The sequence below is a fragment of the Mesorhizobium sp. M0074 genome (assembly GCF_040322975.1).
Lineage (GTDB): Bacteria > Pseudomonadota > Alphaproteobacteria > Rhizobiales > Rhizobiaceae > Mesorhizobium.
This window is the reverse complement of the sequence record NZ_JAMYUM010000018.1, coordinates 51,941-67,616: the sequence shown is the minus strand read 5'-3', so window position 1 is coordinate 67,616 and position 15,676 is coordinate 51,941. Positions and strand designations below refer to the sequence as shown.

General features: G+C 62.2%; 14 protein-coding genes and 2 pseudogenes. 5 read left to right on the top strand and 11 right to left on the bottom strand.

Translation table 11 applies throughout. From position 1 onward, the window contains the following. Window positions 1-77: 77 nt before the first annotated feature. From NKJ73_RS23005 to NKJ73_RS22990, 4 genes and pseudogenes are all read right to left on the bottom strand, one after another. Window positions 78-2,678 (bottom strand): TRAP transporter permease, encoded by a 2,601-nt coding sequence (locus NKJ73_RS23005; RefSeq protein ID WP_352571213.1) that lies wholly within the window; start codon window positions 2,676-2,678, stop codon window positions 78-80. A gap of 56 nt (window positions 2,679-2,734) precedes the next feature. Next, entirely contained in the window at window positions 2,735-3,688 is a 954-nt protein-coding gene (locus NKJ73_RS23000; protein ID WP_023674270.1) for a TAXI family TRAP transporter solute-binding subunit, read from the bottom strand. Window positions 3,689-3,781: 93 nt separating this feature from the next. Continuing rightward, window positions 3,782-5,114, bottom strand: a pseudogene (locus NKJ73_RS22995) (aspartate aminotransferase family protein). Beyond that, window positions 5,111-6,015 (bottom strand): annotated as a pseudogene (locus NKJ73_RS22990) (MurR/RpiR family transcriptional regulator). The pseudogenes NKJ73_RS22995 and NKJ73_RS22990 overlap by 4 nt, the downstream one beginning before the upstream one ends. Before the next feature lie 96 nt (window positions 6,016-6,111). Between NKJ73_RS22990 and NKJ73_RS22985 the strand changes: the two are divergent. Beyond that, on the top strand, window positions 6,112-6,960 hold the full coding sequence (locus NKJ73_RS22985) for a beta-keto acid cleavage family enzyme (RefSeq protein WP_352571211.1): 849 nt from the start codon (window positions 6,112-6,114) through the stop codon (window positions 6,958-6,960). A 167-nt stretch (window positions 6,961-7,127) separates the two neighbouring features. Next, window positions 7,128-7,520 (top strand): GFA family protein, encoded by a 393-nt coding sequence (locus NKJ73_RS22980; RefSeq protein ID WP_352571209.1) that lies wholly within the window; start codon window positions 7,128-7,130, stop codon window positions 7,518-7,520. Window positions 7,521-7,904: 384 nt separating this feature from the next. Here the strand turns inward: NKJ73_RS22980 and NKJ73_RS22975 are convergent, their stop codons facing one another. Both NKJ73_RS22975 and NKJ73_RS22970 read right to left on the bottom strand, forming a co-directional pair. Next, window positions 7,905-8,270: a DoxX family protein gene (locus NKJ73_RS22975; protein WP_352571207.1), complete on the bottom strand. Its 366-nt coding sequence runs from the start codon at window positions 8,268-8,270 to the stop codon at window positions 7,905-7,907. Continuing rightward, a complete protein-coding gene (locus tag NKJ73_RS22970; RefSeq protein ID WP_031211108.1) occupies window positions 8,267-8,629 on the bottom strand; it encodes a VOC family protein in 363 nt (120 codons plus the stop codon). The genes NKJ73_RS22975 and NKJ73_RS22970 overlap by 4 nt, the downstream gene beginning before the upstream one ends. A gap of 289 nt (window positions 8,630-8,918) precedes the next feature. Between NKJ73_RS22970 and NKJ73_RS22965 the strand changes: the two genes are divergently transcribed. Both NKJ73_RS22965 and NKJ73_RS22960 read left to right on the top strand, forming a co-directional pair. After that, window positions 8,919-9,689, top strand: coding sequence for a helix-turn-helix transcriptional regulator (locus tag NKJ73_RS22965; RefSeq protein ID WP_502894393.1), 771 nt, complete (start codon window positions 8,919-8,921; stop codon window positions 9,687-9,689). A 108-nt stretch (window positions 9,690-9,797) separates the two neighbouring features. Beyond that, window positions 9,798-10,229: a VOC family protein gene (locus NKJ73_RS22960; RefSeq protein WP_352571204.1), complete on the top strand. Its 432-nt coding sequence runs from the start codon at window positions 9,798-9,800 to the stop codon at window positions 10,227-10,229. Between the two features lie 142 nt (window positions 10,230-10,371). On the opposite strand, the gene NKJ73_RS22955 is transcribed toward NKJ73_RS22960, so the two are convergent. The 5 genes from NKJ73_RS22955 to ehuB are packed head-to-tail and all read right to left on the bottom strand — an operon-like array spanning window position 10,372 to window position 14,184. Then, entirely contained in the window at window positions 10,372-11,103 is a 732-nt protein-coding gene (locus NKJ73_RS22955) for a GntR family transcriptional regulator (RefSeq protein WP_023674261.1), read from the bottom strand. Next, entirely contained in the window at window positions 11,100-11,879 is a 780-nt protein-coding gene (gene ehuA, locus NKJ73_RS22950; RefSeq protein ID WP_023717024.1) for an ectoine/hydroxyectoine ABC transporter ATP-binding protein EhuA, read from the bottom strand. The genes NKJ73_RS22955 and ehuA overlap by 4 nt, the downstream gene beginning before the upstream one ends. Then, entirely contained in the window at window positions 11,876-12,535 is a 660-nt protein-coding gene (gene ehuD, locus NKJ73_RS22945; RefSeq protein WP_023674259.1) for an ectoine/hydroxyectoine ABC transporter permease subunit EhuD, read from the bottom strand. Before ehuD ends, ehuA begins: the two co-directional genes overlap by 4 nt. Next, window positions 12,532-13,260, bottom strand: a complete 729-nt coding sequence (gene ehuC, locus NKJ73_RS22940; RefSeq protein ID WP_023674258.1) for an ectoine/hydroxyectoine ABC transporter permease subunit EhuC — start codon at window positions 13,258-13,260, stop codon at window positions 12,532-12,534. Before ehuC ends, ehuD begins: the two co-directional genes overlap by 4 nt. Before the next feature lie 54 nt (window positions 13,261-13,314). Continuing rightward, window positions 13,315-14,184: an ectoine/hydroxyectoine ABC transporter substrate-binding protein EhuB gene (gene ehuB, locus NKJ73_RS22935; protein ID WP_023717021.1), complete on the bottom strand. Its 870-nt coding sequence runs from the start codon at window positions 14,182-14,184 to the stop codon at window positions 13,315-13,317. A 237-nt stretch (window positions 14,185-14,421) separates the two neighbouring features. Between ehuB and NKJ73_RS22930 the strand changes: the two genes are divergently transcribed. Beyond that, window positions 14,422-15,612, top strand: coding sequence for a M24 family metallopeptidase (locus tag NKJ73_RS22930; protein WP_352571202.1), 1,191 nt, complete (start codon window positions 14,422-14,424; stop codon window positions 15,610-15,612). Window positions 15,613-15,676: the final 64 nt, after the last annotated feature.

Genomic DNA, 15,676 nt, shown 5'->3' with positions numbered 1-15,676 from the left:
CGTTAGCCGGCTCCAGGGCGTCGTTTGGTTCTTTGGTTACCGACATGCTGGCCAAGACGCTTCCGCTCACAAGACGTTTACAGACCAACCGCCCGCCTTCGCCGCTTCTGGCCCCAGACGACGAGACCGAGCAACAGCAGAGCCGGAATGGCGAACCAATAGCGCGACGTCCGTTCCGCAGGGACTAGCACCTGGTTGATTTCGTCGCCGGGCTGCAGGCCGAATTTGGCCGCCTGGCTGCCCAGTCGCACGACGCCGACTGTCACGCTATCGCCAAGCGCACTGACGTCCAGGCCCGCAGCCTTCAGGCGTTCGGCCGATGAATTTGCGGGCCCGAGTTGTAGCCGAACCAGCTTCGATATCTCATCGCCGTTGAGGTTCAGTGTCGTCAGGCGCAGGCGAACCGCTCCGCCTTCGGCTGTCTCGTCGACGATACGGCTGAGTTCGGAGGCAGGCACTGCCCGATAAGGTTCGCTCACCTGATCGAGCAACAATCCCGGTCTGAACAAGATGAAACAGGCCACAAGCAACGCAATCGTCTCGTACCAGCGGTTGCGCACGAGCATCCAATTCTGCGTCGCTGCTACAAACGAGACCATGGCGAGCGTCGATGTGACCACCATCGCGACGAAGTCGAACGGCCCTTCGAGATCGATCATCAGCAGTCCGGTGTTGAAGATGAAGATGAATGGCAAGAGGCCGGTACGGATCTCGTACTTGAAGCCCTGAATGCCGGTCTTCACCGGATCGGCGCCTGAAATTGCCGCAGCAGCATAAGCCGCCAGCCCCACTGGCGGCGTCACGTCCGCCATCAGCCCGAAATAGAAAACGAACATGTGGACGGCGACCAGCGGCACGGCAAGATCGTTCTGCGCCGCCAAATCGACGATGACCGGCGCCATCAAGGTGGCGACGACGACATAGCTCGCAGTGGTCGGCATGCCCATGCCGAGAATGATGCAGATCACCGCGGTGAACAAAAGCATGACGATGAAGCTGCCGCCCGAGATGAATTCGACCAGCTCGGTCATTACCAGCCCGATGCCCGTGAGCAGAACCGTGCCGACGATGATGCCGGCCGTCGCAGTGGCAATGCCGACCGTCGTCATGTTGCGTGCGGCGGCGGACAGGCCACCGACCAGATCGTCGAAACCGTCAAGCCAATGCTGCGCCAGCGCTCGGTCCTTGCGGAAAAAGGCGGTGAGCGGCCGCTGCGTGACGATCAGCGCCATAAGGGCGACAGCGCCCCAGAATGCCGACAGGCCGGGCGACAACTCCTCCACCATCAGGCACCAGATCAGCAGGATCACAGGCAGCAGAAAATGCAGGCCGGTGCGCGCCGTCTCGCCGAAGTGGGGAATCCTGACGATCTCGCCCTCCAGATCCTCCAGCGGCAGGTCGGGATAACGCGCCCGGTAGGCGACAAGGCCGATGTAAACGGCGATCAGCGCGGCAGTGATCATCCAGGTCGCGGCCGCGCCGAAAACGATCTTCGTCCAGCCAATGCCGTAATAGACAAGCCCTGCGAGGACGATGAAGCCGCATACGCCCATCAGCCCGCGCAGCGCACCCTGATAGGCCGAATGGGCGCTGCGCGACGGCAGACCCTTCAGCCCCATCTTCATCGCCTCGATATCGACGATGTAGAACAACGAGCCGTAGGTCAGCAGCGCCGGGTAGAAGGCGTGCTTGACCACCTCGGCATAGGAGATGCCGACATATTCCGCGATCAAGAACGCGGCGGCGCCCATCACCGGAGGCATCAGCTGACCATTGACGCCGGCCGCGCATTCGATGGCGCCCGCCTTCACCGCAGAATATCCGACGCGACGCATCAGCGGGATGGTGAAGGTTCCGGTGGTCACGACATTGGCGATCGACGACCCGGAAATCATGCCGGTCAGGCCGGAAGCGACGACACCGGCCTTGGCCGGACCGCCGCGGTATTTGCCGAGCAGCGAGAAGGCAAGCTGGATGAAAAAGCCGCCGGCGCCGGCGCGCTCCAGCAATGTTCCGAACAGAACGAACATGAAGACGACGTTGGTGGACACACCGAGGGCAACACCGAAGACCCCCTCCGACGTCAGCCACATCTGCGAGGCTGCGCGCGATAACGTCGCGCCCTTGTGGCCGAGCAGGCCAGGTAGGTGAGGTCCGGCGAAGATATAGATCAGCATGATCGCCGCGATGACGGTGATGGCAGGCCCGACGGCGCGACGGGCGGCCTCGAGCAGGATGAGGACGCCGGCGATCGAGACGATCAGGTCAGCCGTAGTAGGAAGGCCCGGCCGATGGGCGATATCGCTGTAAAAGACCAACAGATAGAGGGCGGACGCCGCCCCGGCGATGCCTAGCACCCAGTCGGGCAGCGGCACCCGGCTGCGCGACGAGGTCTTGAAGGCCGGAAACGTCAGCATCGCCAGAAACAGGGCGAAGGCCAGATGGATGGAGCGGGCGATGCCGTCGCTGACGACACCAAAATTGAGCATGAACGGAAGGGGCGAGGCATACCAGAGCTGGAACAGCGACCATGCCAGCGATACGCCGAGGATCAGCTTCGCGGTGCGGCCGGTCGGCTTGCGCCCACCGGTGTCGGCTTCGGCGACGATCTCGCTAAGCTTGTCAATGTCGATAACGGGTTGGTCAGGCCCTGCCGCCCGCTGGCTTTGATCTGTCATCGTTCCCCACAATTATTTGCGATGCGAGGCGCCTGTGGCGCCTCGCATTGAAGGCCTCAGAGCCAGCCCTTCTCCTTGTAATAGCGCTCCGCGCCCGGATGCATTGGCGCCGACAGACCGGTCTTGATCATCTCCTTGGGATCGAGATTGGCGAAAGCCGGATGCAGTTTCTTGAAGTCATCGAAATTTTCGAAGACCGACTTCACCAGTTCGTAGACCACCTCATCGGGTGTGCTGGCATTCGTCACCACTGTCGCGCGGACGCCGAATGTCGTCACGTCGTCCGGATTGTTGGCGTACATGCCGCCCTTGATGGTGGCGACTGAATAGTACGGATGAGCTGCCAACAGCGCGTCCACTGCCGGACCGGTCAGCGGGATGAGTTTGGCGCCACAGGCCGTGGTCGGATCCTGGATCGCGGCGGAAGGATGACCGACGCCGTAGAAGAAACCGTCGATCTTGTTGTCGCACAGCGCGCTGCCCTGCTCGTCCGCCTTCAGCTCCGCGGCAAGCGAGAAATCGCCGAGCGTCCAGCCCATCTGCTTCAGCAACTCCTCCATGGACGAGCGGGTGCCTGACCCGGGATTGCCGACGTTGAAGCGTTTGCCTTTGAAATCCTCGAATTTGGTGACGCCGGCGTCCGGCCGCGCCAGCACGGTGAACGGCTCGGGATGGACGGAGAACACGGCCCGCAGATCCTTGAACGGCTTGCCGTCGAAATTTCCGGTCCCCTCATAGGCCTGGTATTGCACGTCCGATTGGGTCAGGCCGAAATCGAGGTCGCCGGTCTGGATGGAGTTGACGTTGAAGACCGAACCGCCGGTCGACTCCGTCGAGCATCGGATGCCGGTTTTCTGCCGGTCCTTGTTCATCAGCCGGCAAATGGCGCCGCCGACGGCGTAGTAGACGCCGGTGACCCCGCCGGTGCCGACCGTGACGAAGCGCTGCTCGGCTCCGACGGATGGCAGCGCCAGCAGCATGCAGGCCGCCGCGCCGATCAGGGTTTTCATTGAACTGTACATGGTCGCTACCTCTCTGGTGGGTGTCCCGGCCCGTCGCCGATGACGCGTTGGAACTAGTTGAGGCGGTCCGCGTCGTGCGGGTCAGGCCGCTGAAGCGATCGCAGCGTCGATCGCCTCACCGAGCCGTTCGACGATCCGATCGATATTCTGTTTGGAAATGATGAATGGCGGCGCCACAAGCACATGAACGCCCCGCACACCATCAATCGTCCCGGCCATCGGATAAATCATCAGGCCGCGGGCCATTGCTTCGCGCTTGATGCGGGCGTTGAGTTCAAGCCTCTGGTCGAATGGTTCCTTGCTGGCGCGATCAACCACCAGCTCGATTCCCCTAAATAGACCCCGCCCGCGAATGTCGCCGACGTGATCGTGGTTATCGAAGCGTTGGTGCAGGCGTTCGTCCAGCTGCGCGCCCATTGCGCTGACGTTGTCGAGCAGACCGTCACGCCGGATGACCTCCTGCACGGCAAGGCCGGCCGCCGCTGCCATTGGATGGCCCATATAGGTATGCCCATGCTGGAAGAAGCCCGAGCCTTGGGCAAAGGCATCGAAGATATGCCGGCCGAGCAGCACCGCGCCAATCGGCTGGTAGCCACCGCCAAGTCCCTTGGCGATGGTCAGCAGGTCGGGAGCGATGCCGTCCTGCTCGCACGCATGCAGAGTGCCGGTACGGCCCATGCCGCACATCACCTCGTCGAGAATGAGCAGCACGCCGTAGCGGTCGCAAATCGCGCGAATGTGCTTGAAGTAATCCGCGACCGGCGGCACCGCGCCGAGCGTGGCACCCACCACCGGCTCGGCGACAAAGGCGATGACCTCGTCCGGGCCGAGTTCGAGGATCTTGTCTTTGAGCTGCTGGGCGGCGCGCGCCGCATAGGCTTCGTCGCTTTCGCCATGCTTTTGATAGCGATAGGCGTAACAGGGGTCGATATGGTGGGTCTCGATAAGCAACGGCCTGAACTGGGCGCGGCGCCATTCGTTGCCGCCGGTGGCGAGAGCGCCGAGCGTATTGCCGTGATAGCTCTGCCGGCGTGCGATGAGATGGCGCCGTTGCGGCTCGCCTTTCTCGACAAAATATTGCCTGGCCATCTTGAGCGCGGCCTCGACCGCCTCCGAGCCGCCGCTGACTAGATAGACGTGGTCCAAGCCTTTCGGCGCGTCCTCGACCAGCCGATCCGCCAAGCGCTCCGCCACCTCGGTGGTGAAGAAGCTGGTGTGGGCGTAGGCGATGCGGTCAAGCTGGGTGTGCAGTGCAGCGATCACGTCGGGATGGCCGTGGCCGAGACAGGACACGGCCGCGCCGCCCGACGCGTCGATATAGGACTTGCCCTCGGCATCGAACAGTTCGATGCCTTGGCCGCGAATTGGCGACCGGCAGCGTCGAGTGGATGGTTCGATGAAGAATGTGTGTCATCGACGGTCCCTCATGGGCATTTTCTTCGGCGGACGTTGGTTCAGATGGGTCTTGAGAGCGGCGCCCTGCTCATCGAAACGTCGCAGCGACTCAACAGCGCCCTCGCCTGCCTGCCCTGCGACAAGAGCACCGAGGACCTCGGCAACGATGAAAGCTGGCGTCATGGTGTGGAAAAAGGACGGGCTGCCGGTCGGCACGACGACTAGGTGATCGGCAAGCAGCGCCAAGGGCGCTACCCCGCTGTCGGTGATCGCAATGACCGGTACGCCGCGGCCGGCAGCGTACTCGACAAGCTCGATGGTGAAGCGCGTGTAGGGCAGGACGCTGGCGGCGATCAGCACGTCGTCCTTGGTCGCATGGGCCAGAGCGTCGCCATCGGTTCCGCCGATGCCGTGCAGCAGCACCGACTTCTCGCCGATCAGTGACAGGATGTAATGCAGATGCCAGGCGACTGCGTGGCTCGAGCGCAGGCCGAGGCAATAGACGCGCCTTGCCGCACTCAGCGCCCTGGCCGTCTCGACCAGACGGTCGATCGACCTGCCTTCGGCGAGATGGGAAAGCTGGCTGGAAATCGAATCCAGAATATCGGCCGCCAGCGCGTGGTCGCCCTTGAGCTTTTGGCTGGCCCCTGAAGGCCCGCCTTGCCGGCGAAACCGATTTCGCCGTCCCGGATCGCGGCGGCGTAGATATCGCGTACCGCCTCGTAGCCATCAAGGCCGAGATGCTGGGCCAGCCGCGTCATCGTCGCCGGCTGCACTCCTGCGTGCCGAGCCTGCTCGCGCATAGACAACAGCGCGACATCATACGGCTTATCAAGGACATAGCGCGCAGCGGACCGAAGCTGCGCCGACATGCCGTCGAAGGCACTGACGATCTGTCCAGCAAGCTCTCCCTGGTCCATGGATATTGCTAGCTCGCCAGACCAGCGATTGCAACGTCTGTTTCAGTGTGATCAAAGATCGATTCATATGAATCTTGTCACTCACAGAACGTCCCCATGAAGCCGGCCCATGGTCTCCACCGCATCGCCATAGCCGTCGCCCCGAACGGGGGACGTCGCAGCAAGGCCGACCATCCGGCGATTCCGCTGACACCAGCCGAACTTGCGAGGACGGCCGCGGAATGCGCCGATGCCGGTGCGGCTATGATCCACGTTCATGTCCGTGACAGAAGCGACAATCATCTGCTCGACGCCGACGCCTACCGCCAGGCGATCGCCGCCATCCGCGGTGCTGCCGGCGACCGCTTGGTAATCCAGATCACCTCCGAAGCGCTCGGTATCTATTCGCCGGCCCAACAGATGGCCGTCGTACAAGATGTAAAGCCGCAAGCTGTCTCCCTGGCGCTTCGCGAAATCGTTCCTGATGCCGGATCGGAACTCGCCTTCGTGCGCTTCATGGCCTGGCTGCACACCGAGGGGGTTGCGCCGCAGATCATCCTCTATTCGCCCGAGGAGGCCGTCAGGCTTTCGGACATGCAGCAGCGCGGACTGATCCCGTGGGCAAGCATACCGGTTCTCTACGTGCTGGGCCGCTACACGCCGGGACAGACGTCCGTTCCTGCCGATCTCTTGCCATTCCTTGCGGCGAACATGCCGCGCTTCGACCATTGGAGCGTCTGCGCCTTCGGCCGCAACGAAGCGGCGTGCGTGACCGCCGCCGCGTTGCTTGGCGGCCATGTCCGGGTCGGCTTCGAAAACAATCTTTTCCTTCCGGACGGCAGCATAGCCTCGTCCAACGCCGAACTGGTAGCGACCGTCGCACGCATACTCGCCGACTGCGGTGTCAAGATCGCCTCGGCCGCCGAGTTGGCGGCTCAATGGAACGCGCCGTTTCGTTCCATATGACAAACCAAAGCCTATTTTCGGCGGCAAGCTCGCGCAAGGCATAGAGAGGCGGCTGCAATGTCATCGCCACGGAAGAACGACGTGTCCCCGCCCGCGGCGCGGCGATTGCAACAACAGTGCCGGTCGTTGTAACCATTCCGGCCGCTTGATTTTGGAGGAGACGCAGCATGGACCGATTCACCGGCGGTTGCCTGTGCGGCAACGTCCGAATTATCGCGTCGGGGCGCCCATACCGGGTCGGCCTTTGTCACTGTCTTGACTGCCGCAAGCATCATGGCGCCCTTTTTCACGCTTCCGCGATTTTTCCTGAGGATGCGGTGACGATCGACGGCGAAACACGCGACTACGCCGGGCGGTTTTTCTGTCCCCGCTGCGGCTCCTCCATTTTCGGACGCACCGCAGACGAAATCGAAGTAAACCTGGGGTCCCTGGATGCGCCTGACCAACTGATGCCAACCTACGAAAGCTGGATCATCCGACGCGAGTCCTGGTTGCCGCCGTTTCCGCTCACGAGACGGTACGAGCGCGATCGTGACGCCACGGGTCGCTTTGAGGAATAGGTCGCACGAACGGTGCCGAGGAGGCAACGACATCAGAACACGGATTTTCAGGGACCGCCTGCTCACGCCGCTAAAAATGTGAACTTGCATGTTTACGAGGTGCGCTGCCTTCATCCACATTGCCCAAGGCATTCGTGAGCGCCTAAGGCGACCCGTGACAGCCAAGGCGCCGTTACCTTAGAGGAGGACCGCAGGGGATGGGATTCATCGTCGCCGCGATCTTGAAGTAGGCTTTGTACAGAGCGCCGCGTTCAATGCTGGCCGTTTGGGAGGTCACGCCGGAAGACCGGCCTTGCGGAAGCCATCAATGAACTGCTCAAGCAGCGCAGCGTCATGGAATGGCTCTGACGTGGTGTCCAGTGGCCCGCCGCCTCGAAACGATGATCACAGGCTAGTGGTCGCGGCGACAATCAACCCGCCCAAGACGGCAACATTGATGGTGAAGCCGGTACGAAGCGCTTCGCATTCATCACCGCTGTAGCGCCAGAAGTTGAGCGCCATGAAAGACGCCGCAATGGTGAATACGGCCAAGGCCGCGCCGGGAAAGGGTCCACCAAGGCCCGTTGCTAGGCAAAAGCCGCCTGCAATCTCCAGCACCGATCCGGCCGCGAGAAGAGGCCTGGGAGCAGGAAAGCCCCGCTCGGCCAGGGACGCTGCAACCGCCCGGAACCTGAGGAAATGCTCGGCGCCCGCCCAGATAAAGACGCTGCCGAGCAAAACCAATCCGAGGTGGTGGAAGAACGCGATCATTCCTTGCTGCCGTCCTCGGTGTAAACCGCAAGCTCGTAACCATCCGGGTCCGCGAAATGGAAGCGCCGGCCGCCCGGGAATCCATAGATCGGCCTGACGATCTTGCCTCCCGCCTGCTCGACCCGCTTGACCGTTCCCGGCAAATCATCTGCATAGAGGATGACGAGCGGGCCTCCTCCGGACCTCGCTGGGCCAGCGGCAAAGCCACCTGACAAGCGCCCGTCGTTGAACTCGCAATATTGCGGGCCGTAGTCGGTGAAGGTCCAGCCGAAGGCCTTTCCGTAGAAGTCGCGTGACCGCTGAATGTCTTTCACGTTGAATTCGACGTAGTCGATCCGTTGATCGTTGTTGTTGCTCATGACGCATACCTCTCGTGTGATGTACGACGCCGAAAGATAAGCACGCATCTCGCTTACCGGATTGAACGAAACGGCCATCGACGTATGGCTTCACACGGCGCTGCCGAGGCGATGCGCGTGGCATCACCCCTAACCTGCCCTCTTCATTCCGGCCGGAAGAAAACGACCGATTCTTGCAACCGTTCTCGATTGGAAGACGTTGTCGGTCGTGCAGATTGTTGCCTCGAGCGACGGCCGGGCGCAGCCGCTGCGCCGTAGGTTCACCGCCGCTAGTCCGAAGAGGAGCGAGATGAGCGATCCCGTCCCAGCACAGGCAACGGGTTCATTTCAGCAACGTCCAGCGTCGGCGCGGCTTCACGGGAGCTTTGCTTCGGTGTGGGTGCATCGAATGGACCCGGCGGGCGCACCGCCAATCGTCATCATGCCCGACGCAACGATCGATCTGCAATGGATCGGAGGCAGCTTCCGAGTTGCCGGCCCCGATAAGGAGCCGCAGACCGAGGTTCTGGCGGCAGACGAGGTCGTGATCGGCTTGCGCTTCCATCCTGCCACGGCGGCGGCATGGCTCGGCGTGCCGCAAATCGAGCTTGTCGGCCAGAGGCTGTCGCTCGAGGATTTGTGGGGCGCGCGAGCTCGCCGCCTCGCCAGCCGCGTGCGCGCTGGCGACAATCTCGAGGATCTGGCCTGCTCGCTCCAACAGGTCGTCGCCGAGGAGGCGGCCTCCCGCGCGCCAGACGTTCCCATGCAGGCGGCATATCGCTTGATTGAGCGCGGGCCGCCACCCGACGCGCCTCTCGTCCCTTGGTTGATGCGCGCGCTCGAGATGAGCGAAAGGACGTTGCGCCGGCGCTTCGACACGAGCTTCGGCTATGGCCCTAAGACGATTGACCGTATCCTCCGCTACCAGCACTTTCTGAGGCTTTCGAGCCACTCCAACAGCTCCACCGCCATGCTGGCGGCCGAGGCGGGCTATTCCGATCAGGCGCATCTTGTCCGCGAGAGCCGCCGCCTGACGGGAAGCACCCCGCGACAGATTCATCACCTGCTGCACAACGAGTGAAACCTCGGCGCGTTCTTCGACTTGGCGGCACGCTGTTGGCCGTTTTGTTCAAGTCTTCACTGTCGCCCGACTTTATCCTGGTATCTCCGACAACCAGAGGAGACTGCCATGAAACCGCGCATTTCGGTTTTGACTATCGCCGTCGCCGACCTCGAGAGTTCTCTCGCATTCTACCGCGACGGTCTCGGCTTGCCGACGGAAGGGATCATCGGCCGCGAGTTCGAGCATGGCGCCGTCGCGTTCTTCACGCTGTCCGGCGGGTTGAAGCTCGCGATCTGGGCTCAGGACGACCTCGCCTACGACACCGGCCTGCCCAAGGCGCCGATTACCTCGACCTCGTTCACAATCGGCCACAACGTTGTGCGCCGCGAAGAAGTCGATCAAGTGATGGATGAGGCCGCCCGCGCCGGAGCCGAGATCATCAAGCCTGCCCGGGACACGTTCTTTGGCGGATATGCCGGATATTTCCGCGACCCGAACGGACATCTGTGGGAGGTCGTCTGGAATCCCGCCAACATACCGAGTGAGGATCCTCTTTAAGGGCGGCGCCGGCCTGCAGTATCGAACCGCGTTAGTCATCGCCGGTGCTGGCAAATTCTGTCGGCATCGGGCTGGCGGCCATGCTTTCCCTGGCAAACGCAGCGCGACGGCAGTCCACCAGCAAAAATCTTACGGGGGCTGATTATGTAGCTCTATCCAGATTCGCCTCGCCTGCGTGACGCATCATGCGGCGGAAGCTCATTGAGATATGCGCCCGCCTTATGTGCCCGATGGACTCCCAGTCGCCGATTTCGGCCGCGGCAAGGACCTCTTCCATTTCGCGGCGGAACGCGGTGAATTCCTCGACAAGGCCCAATTGCGGCATCAGCTTCAGGACGACGCGCGCGACCTGAAAATACAGGCGCTCGCTGATCTCGCGCAGCGGCTGGTTGCCGGTCATGGCTGTGAGTTCGTAGAAAAAGTCCATGTTGAGGCGCAGGAAAGCGCGCTGGTCGGGATTGAGTATATCGGAATCGCAGCGCGCGATGAGCGCCCGTATCCGGTCGAGGTCGTCCGCCGTGCGCGGGATCGGCGAAAGCTTGCCGACGAGGAGCGCCAGCTCCAGGCGCAGATGATAGACCTGCTGTAATTCCTCGATGTCGACGTCGGTGACGATCGTGCCGACGCCGTGGACGGATTGAACCAGACCCTCGGATTCAAGGCGCGCCAGCACGCGCCGGACCGGCGTGCGGCTGATCTCGAATTCCTGGGCAAGTTCTTCCTCGGAAAGGTGGCTTCCCGGCGCATAATCGAGCAGGCAGATGCGGTCGCGCAATATCCGGTAGATGCGCTCGAACCGCTCCCGCGCGGAGAGCGGGCGCGGCGGCGCGGCGGTCACCGTCGTGGGCGGCTTGGCCTCTGTCTCGATCGTCACCCAGCCTCCAGGACAGCGTGCAGGAATTGCCGTGTCCGCTCGTTCTTGGGAGCACCAAACAGTTCGCTTGGCGGTCCCTGCTCGCAGATCTTGCCTTGATAGAAGAAACAAACGCGGTCGGAAAACTCCTTGGCGAAGCCCATCTGATGGGTGACCATCAGCATGGTGAGATCATGCTCGCGCCCGATTTGCCTTATCACCTGCAGCACTTCGCCGACAAGCTCCGGGTCGAGCGCCGACGTCACCTCGTCGAACAGCATGATCTTGGGCCGCATTGCCAGCGCCCTGGCGATGGCGACGCGCTGCTGTTGGCCACCAGAAAGCTGTGACGGATAGTGGTCCTTCTTCTGGGCCAGACCGACCAGCTCCAGCAGCTCGGCCGCTCGTGCCTCGGCGTCCGCCCGCTTCATTCCGAGCACCGTTATCGGCGCCTCGATGCAGTTCTGCATCGCCGTCATATGCGGAAACAGGTTGAACGACTGGAACACCATGCCGATCTTGGCGCGGATCTTGCGGATGTGGGCGAGATCGGCGGGAACAAGCTTGCCGTTCCTTTCCATATGGGTCAGCGGCTCGCCTTCGACCCAGATGACGCCGTCATTGATCGTCTCCAGCGTCATCAGCATGCGCAGCACCGTCGTCTTGCCCGAACCCGACGGACCGATGACCGAGACTTTTTCGCCGCGCGCTATTTCGAGATTGAGCCCGTCGAGAACGGTTAACGTGCCGTAGCGTTTCGATACATTGTCGAAGCGGACCATCGGTTGTTCAGTCATCGGGTGGTCCTCCGGTTGAGCAGCCCTTCGAGGGAGCGGATGAGCGCCGCCGAAACCAGGCTCATGGCAAGGAAAAACAGGCCGACCAGCGTGATCGGCTCGGTGTAGCGGAACGTTTCGGAGCCGATGATCTTGGCGGTCTGCATCAGTTCCATCACGGCGATTGCGGAAAGCAACGGCGTTTCCTTGAACAAGGCCACCAGATAATTGCCGAGCGCCGGAACGATCGGCGGGATCGCCTGCGGAATGATGATGTCGCGAAACGTCGTCCAGGACGAGAGATTGAGCGCGATCGAAGCTTCCCACTGGCCGCGATGGATGTTGTCGAAACCGGCGCGATAGACCTCGGAGCAATAGGCGGCGTAGTGGATGCCGATGGCCAGCACCCCGGCGGTGAAAGCGTCGAGCACGACACCGAATTTCGGAAAGACGAAATAGAGAAAGAATATCTGGATGAGCAGCGGGGTCGAGCGGATCAGCTCGACCAGCACCGAAATCGTCCAGCTGGTCCATGGCACGGCAATGCGGACAACGGCCAGCACCAGGCCGAGCGAGGCGGCAAGCGCAAAGCCGATCAGCGTCGCTTCGATGGAAATGACGGCGGCGCGGGCAAGCACCGGCAGGATTTCCAGGGCAAATCCCCAATCCCAGATCATGCCGCCTTCCCCCGCGCCAGTCCGAGCGACGCCCGCCTTTCAAGAAGCCGCATGCCGATGGTCACAACCAGCGACATTGCCAGGTACATCAAAAGAACGAGGGTGAAGATCGGAATGGTCTTGAACGTGTTCTGGTTCATTTGCTGCGCCTTGAAGGCGAGATCCGAAAGCGTGATCAGCGAGACCAGCGCCGTCGATTTCAGAAGCTCGATGAACAGATTGCCCCAGGGTGGGATCATCGCGACAAAGGCCTGCGGCAGGATGATCCGACGCAACATCTGCGGGCGGCTCATGTTCAATGCCGTACACGCTTCCCACTGCCCGCGGGCGACGGACAGGATCGCGCCGCGCACGCACTCCGATCCATAGGCGCCGACATTCAGGCCGAGCGCGAGCACCGCCACCACGAACGCGTTGATCGTGACGCCGAATTGCGGGAGCACGAAAAACAGCCAGAACAATTGCACCAGTGCCGACGTTCCGCGGAAGATCTCGACATAGACCGTGGCCAGCCATCTGAGCGGCGTCGGGCCGTACATCCTTGCAAGTGCCGCAAGCACGCCCATGACAATTGCCAGCAGGCTGCCGAGGACGGCGATCTCGATTGTCAGGACCGCGCCTTGCAGCAGCCCCGGCATAAACACTTGATATGATTCCTGTGTTGCCAAGGCACCGATCACGACAAGCGCGATGACCAGCATGGCAACGAGCGTACGGATACCCATGCGATTCCCCCAAGGAAAAAGGGCGGCGCTTTCGCGCCGCCAGCAGTTGGGAACCTATTTGCCAGCGCAGAGCTCTGCGGTGGTCTTGTTGGGGAGATAATCCTTGCCGAAGCCGAGTGGCTCGACCAGCGCGATATGCTCCGGCGAACCGAGGAACTTCTTCAGCTCGGCGTTGAAAGCCTCCTGCAGGTCGGTGTCTTCCTTTCGGAAGCCGAAGCCGCCATGACCTTTTACCGATTTGCCGGCGACCTCGCCGAAGGGCTTGGTCGATTCGACGCCGTCGGCTTTCTTGGCCATGTCGGCGATCGAAAGAGCGGTCAGCGCGGCCGCATCGGCGCGGCCCGACTGGACGGCGGCGACCAGGCTTGACTGGTCGGGCAAGGAGACGATCTGCCCACCGGCAACGCCCGCTTCCTTGGCGAAGCCGCCTTCGACGGCGCCGGCCATCACGGCAAGCTTGAGATCCGGATTGTCCTTGATGCTGGAAAAATCCTTGATGCCTTTCGGATTGCCTTTTGCCACCAGCATAGCCTCGCCGATGCCGTAGGACGGCTCGGAGTAGTTGATCTCGGCGCAGCGCTTCGGAGTGATGAACATGCCGGCGGCGATGATGTCGAAGCGGCCGGCCTTGAGACCCGGAATGAGCGAGCCGAATTCGGTCAAAACACCGTCGACCTGCGGTATGCCCATCTTGGCGAGCACCGCCTTGGCGACTTCAGGGGCCTCGCCGGTCAGCTTGCCGTCTGGCGTGGCGTAACCGAACGGCGCCTCGTTGGCGAAACCGACGCGGATGTAGCCGTCCTTCTTGGCCCGTTCGAGGGTGGTTTCCGCGTGAGCGGACAACGAGGTCAATGACGTCGCGGCGAGCGCGATGCAGGCAGCCGCCTTCACGACCATACGGCGCGATATCGATGATTTGAGCATGCTTTTCTCCCATTGGACAACTGTGGATGGTTCCCAGGGCGCGGCCTTCTTCGAGGTCGACGCCTGCTTGATCAGACGTATACAACTGCCCTAGACATTTCGCAAGCAGAGATATAGAAACCATGAAAATTCGACGATAGTTCGCAGTTAGCCAGCAAATTGACGTCGAGTTGTGCACAATTTGGCCTAGTTGCCATTTACAAAAGGCAAACGGCGTACCTGGAAGGCAGGATTTCGGTGGCGACCGCGAACGGCTTCGGGACATTCACGCAAGCGGAGTATGGGCAACGCCTCGCCGGCGTGAAGACACGCATGCAAAAAGCCGGCTTCGATCTCATCGTTTGTCAGGATCCCGCCAACATGTGCTGGCTGACCGGCTATGATGGATGGTCGTTCTACGTTCCGCAGTGCGTGCTCGTCCATCTGGAGGAAGACCGGCCGATCTGGTTCGGCAGGGCACAGGATGCCAAGAGCGCACGCCTGACCACCGGCCTGCCCGAGAAAAACATCGTGCCGTTCTCGGAACGGTTGGTGCAGCAGCCCGTCGAACACCCTTATGACGAACTCGCCCAACTGATCCGGTCGCGCGGTTGGGGAAAGGCCCGCATCGGCGTCGAGATGGACGCGCACTATTATACGGCGCGCTGCCACGCCCATCTGGTCCAAGGGCTGCCCGACGCGCACTTCGCCAACAACCACGATCTCGTCAACTGGGCGCGGCTGGTCAAATCCGAGGCCGAGCTGGTGCTGATCCGCGAGGCGGGTGCGATCTGCACGCATGCCATGAACCGCGCCATCGAGAAAATGCGGCCTGGCGTGCCGCAGAACCATGTCATTGCCGAAATCTATCACGCACAGATCATGGGCGTGCCCGGAGCGGGCGGCGACTATGCCGCGATCTGTCCGCTGATGCCCGTTGGCGAGGGCACCAGCACGCCGCATCTGACGTGGTCCGACGCGCCGCTGCCGGACAGCGGCCTCGCCATTCTGGAGATCGCCGGCGTGCGGCGCCGCTATCATGCGGCGCTGACCCGGACGGTACATTTCGGCAAGCCGCCGCAAGCCATCCTCGACATGGCCAAGGTGATCGTCGAGGGCGTCGACGCTGGCCTCGAGAAGGCGCGCCCCGGCAACACCGCCGAACAGGTGGAAGCCGCCTGGCAGGCAGTGTTGAGGAAGAACGGGCTGAAGAAGGAAAGCCGCGTCGGCTATCCGGTCGGGCTCGCCTATCCGCCCGATTGGGGTGAACGCACCGCAAGCCTTCGTCCCGGCGACACCACCGAGATGCAGCCCGGGATGTGCTTCCATTTCATGGCCGGCGTCTGGCTCGACGATTTCGGCATCGCCATCTCGGAATCGTTCGTCGTCACGGAACGCGGCGGCGAACGCCTCTGCGATGTGGCGCGCGAACTCATCGTCGTCGACTGACATGGCGGCCGGGAAACCGGCTGCCGAAAAGACCATGCCCGCCAGCAAGCCGGCAACAAGCACG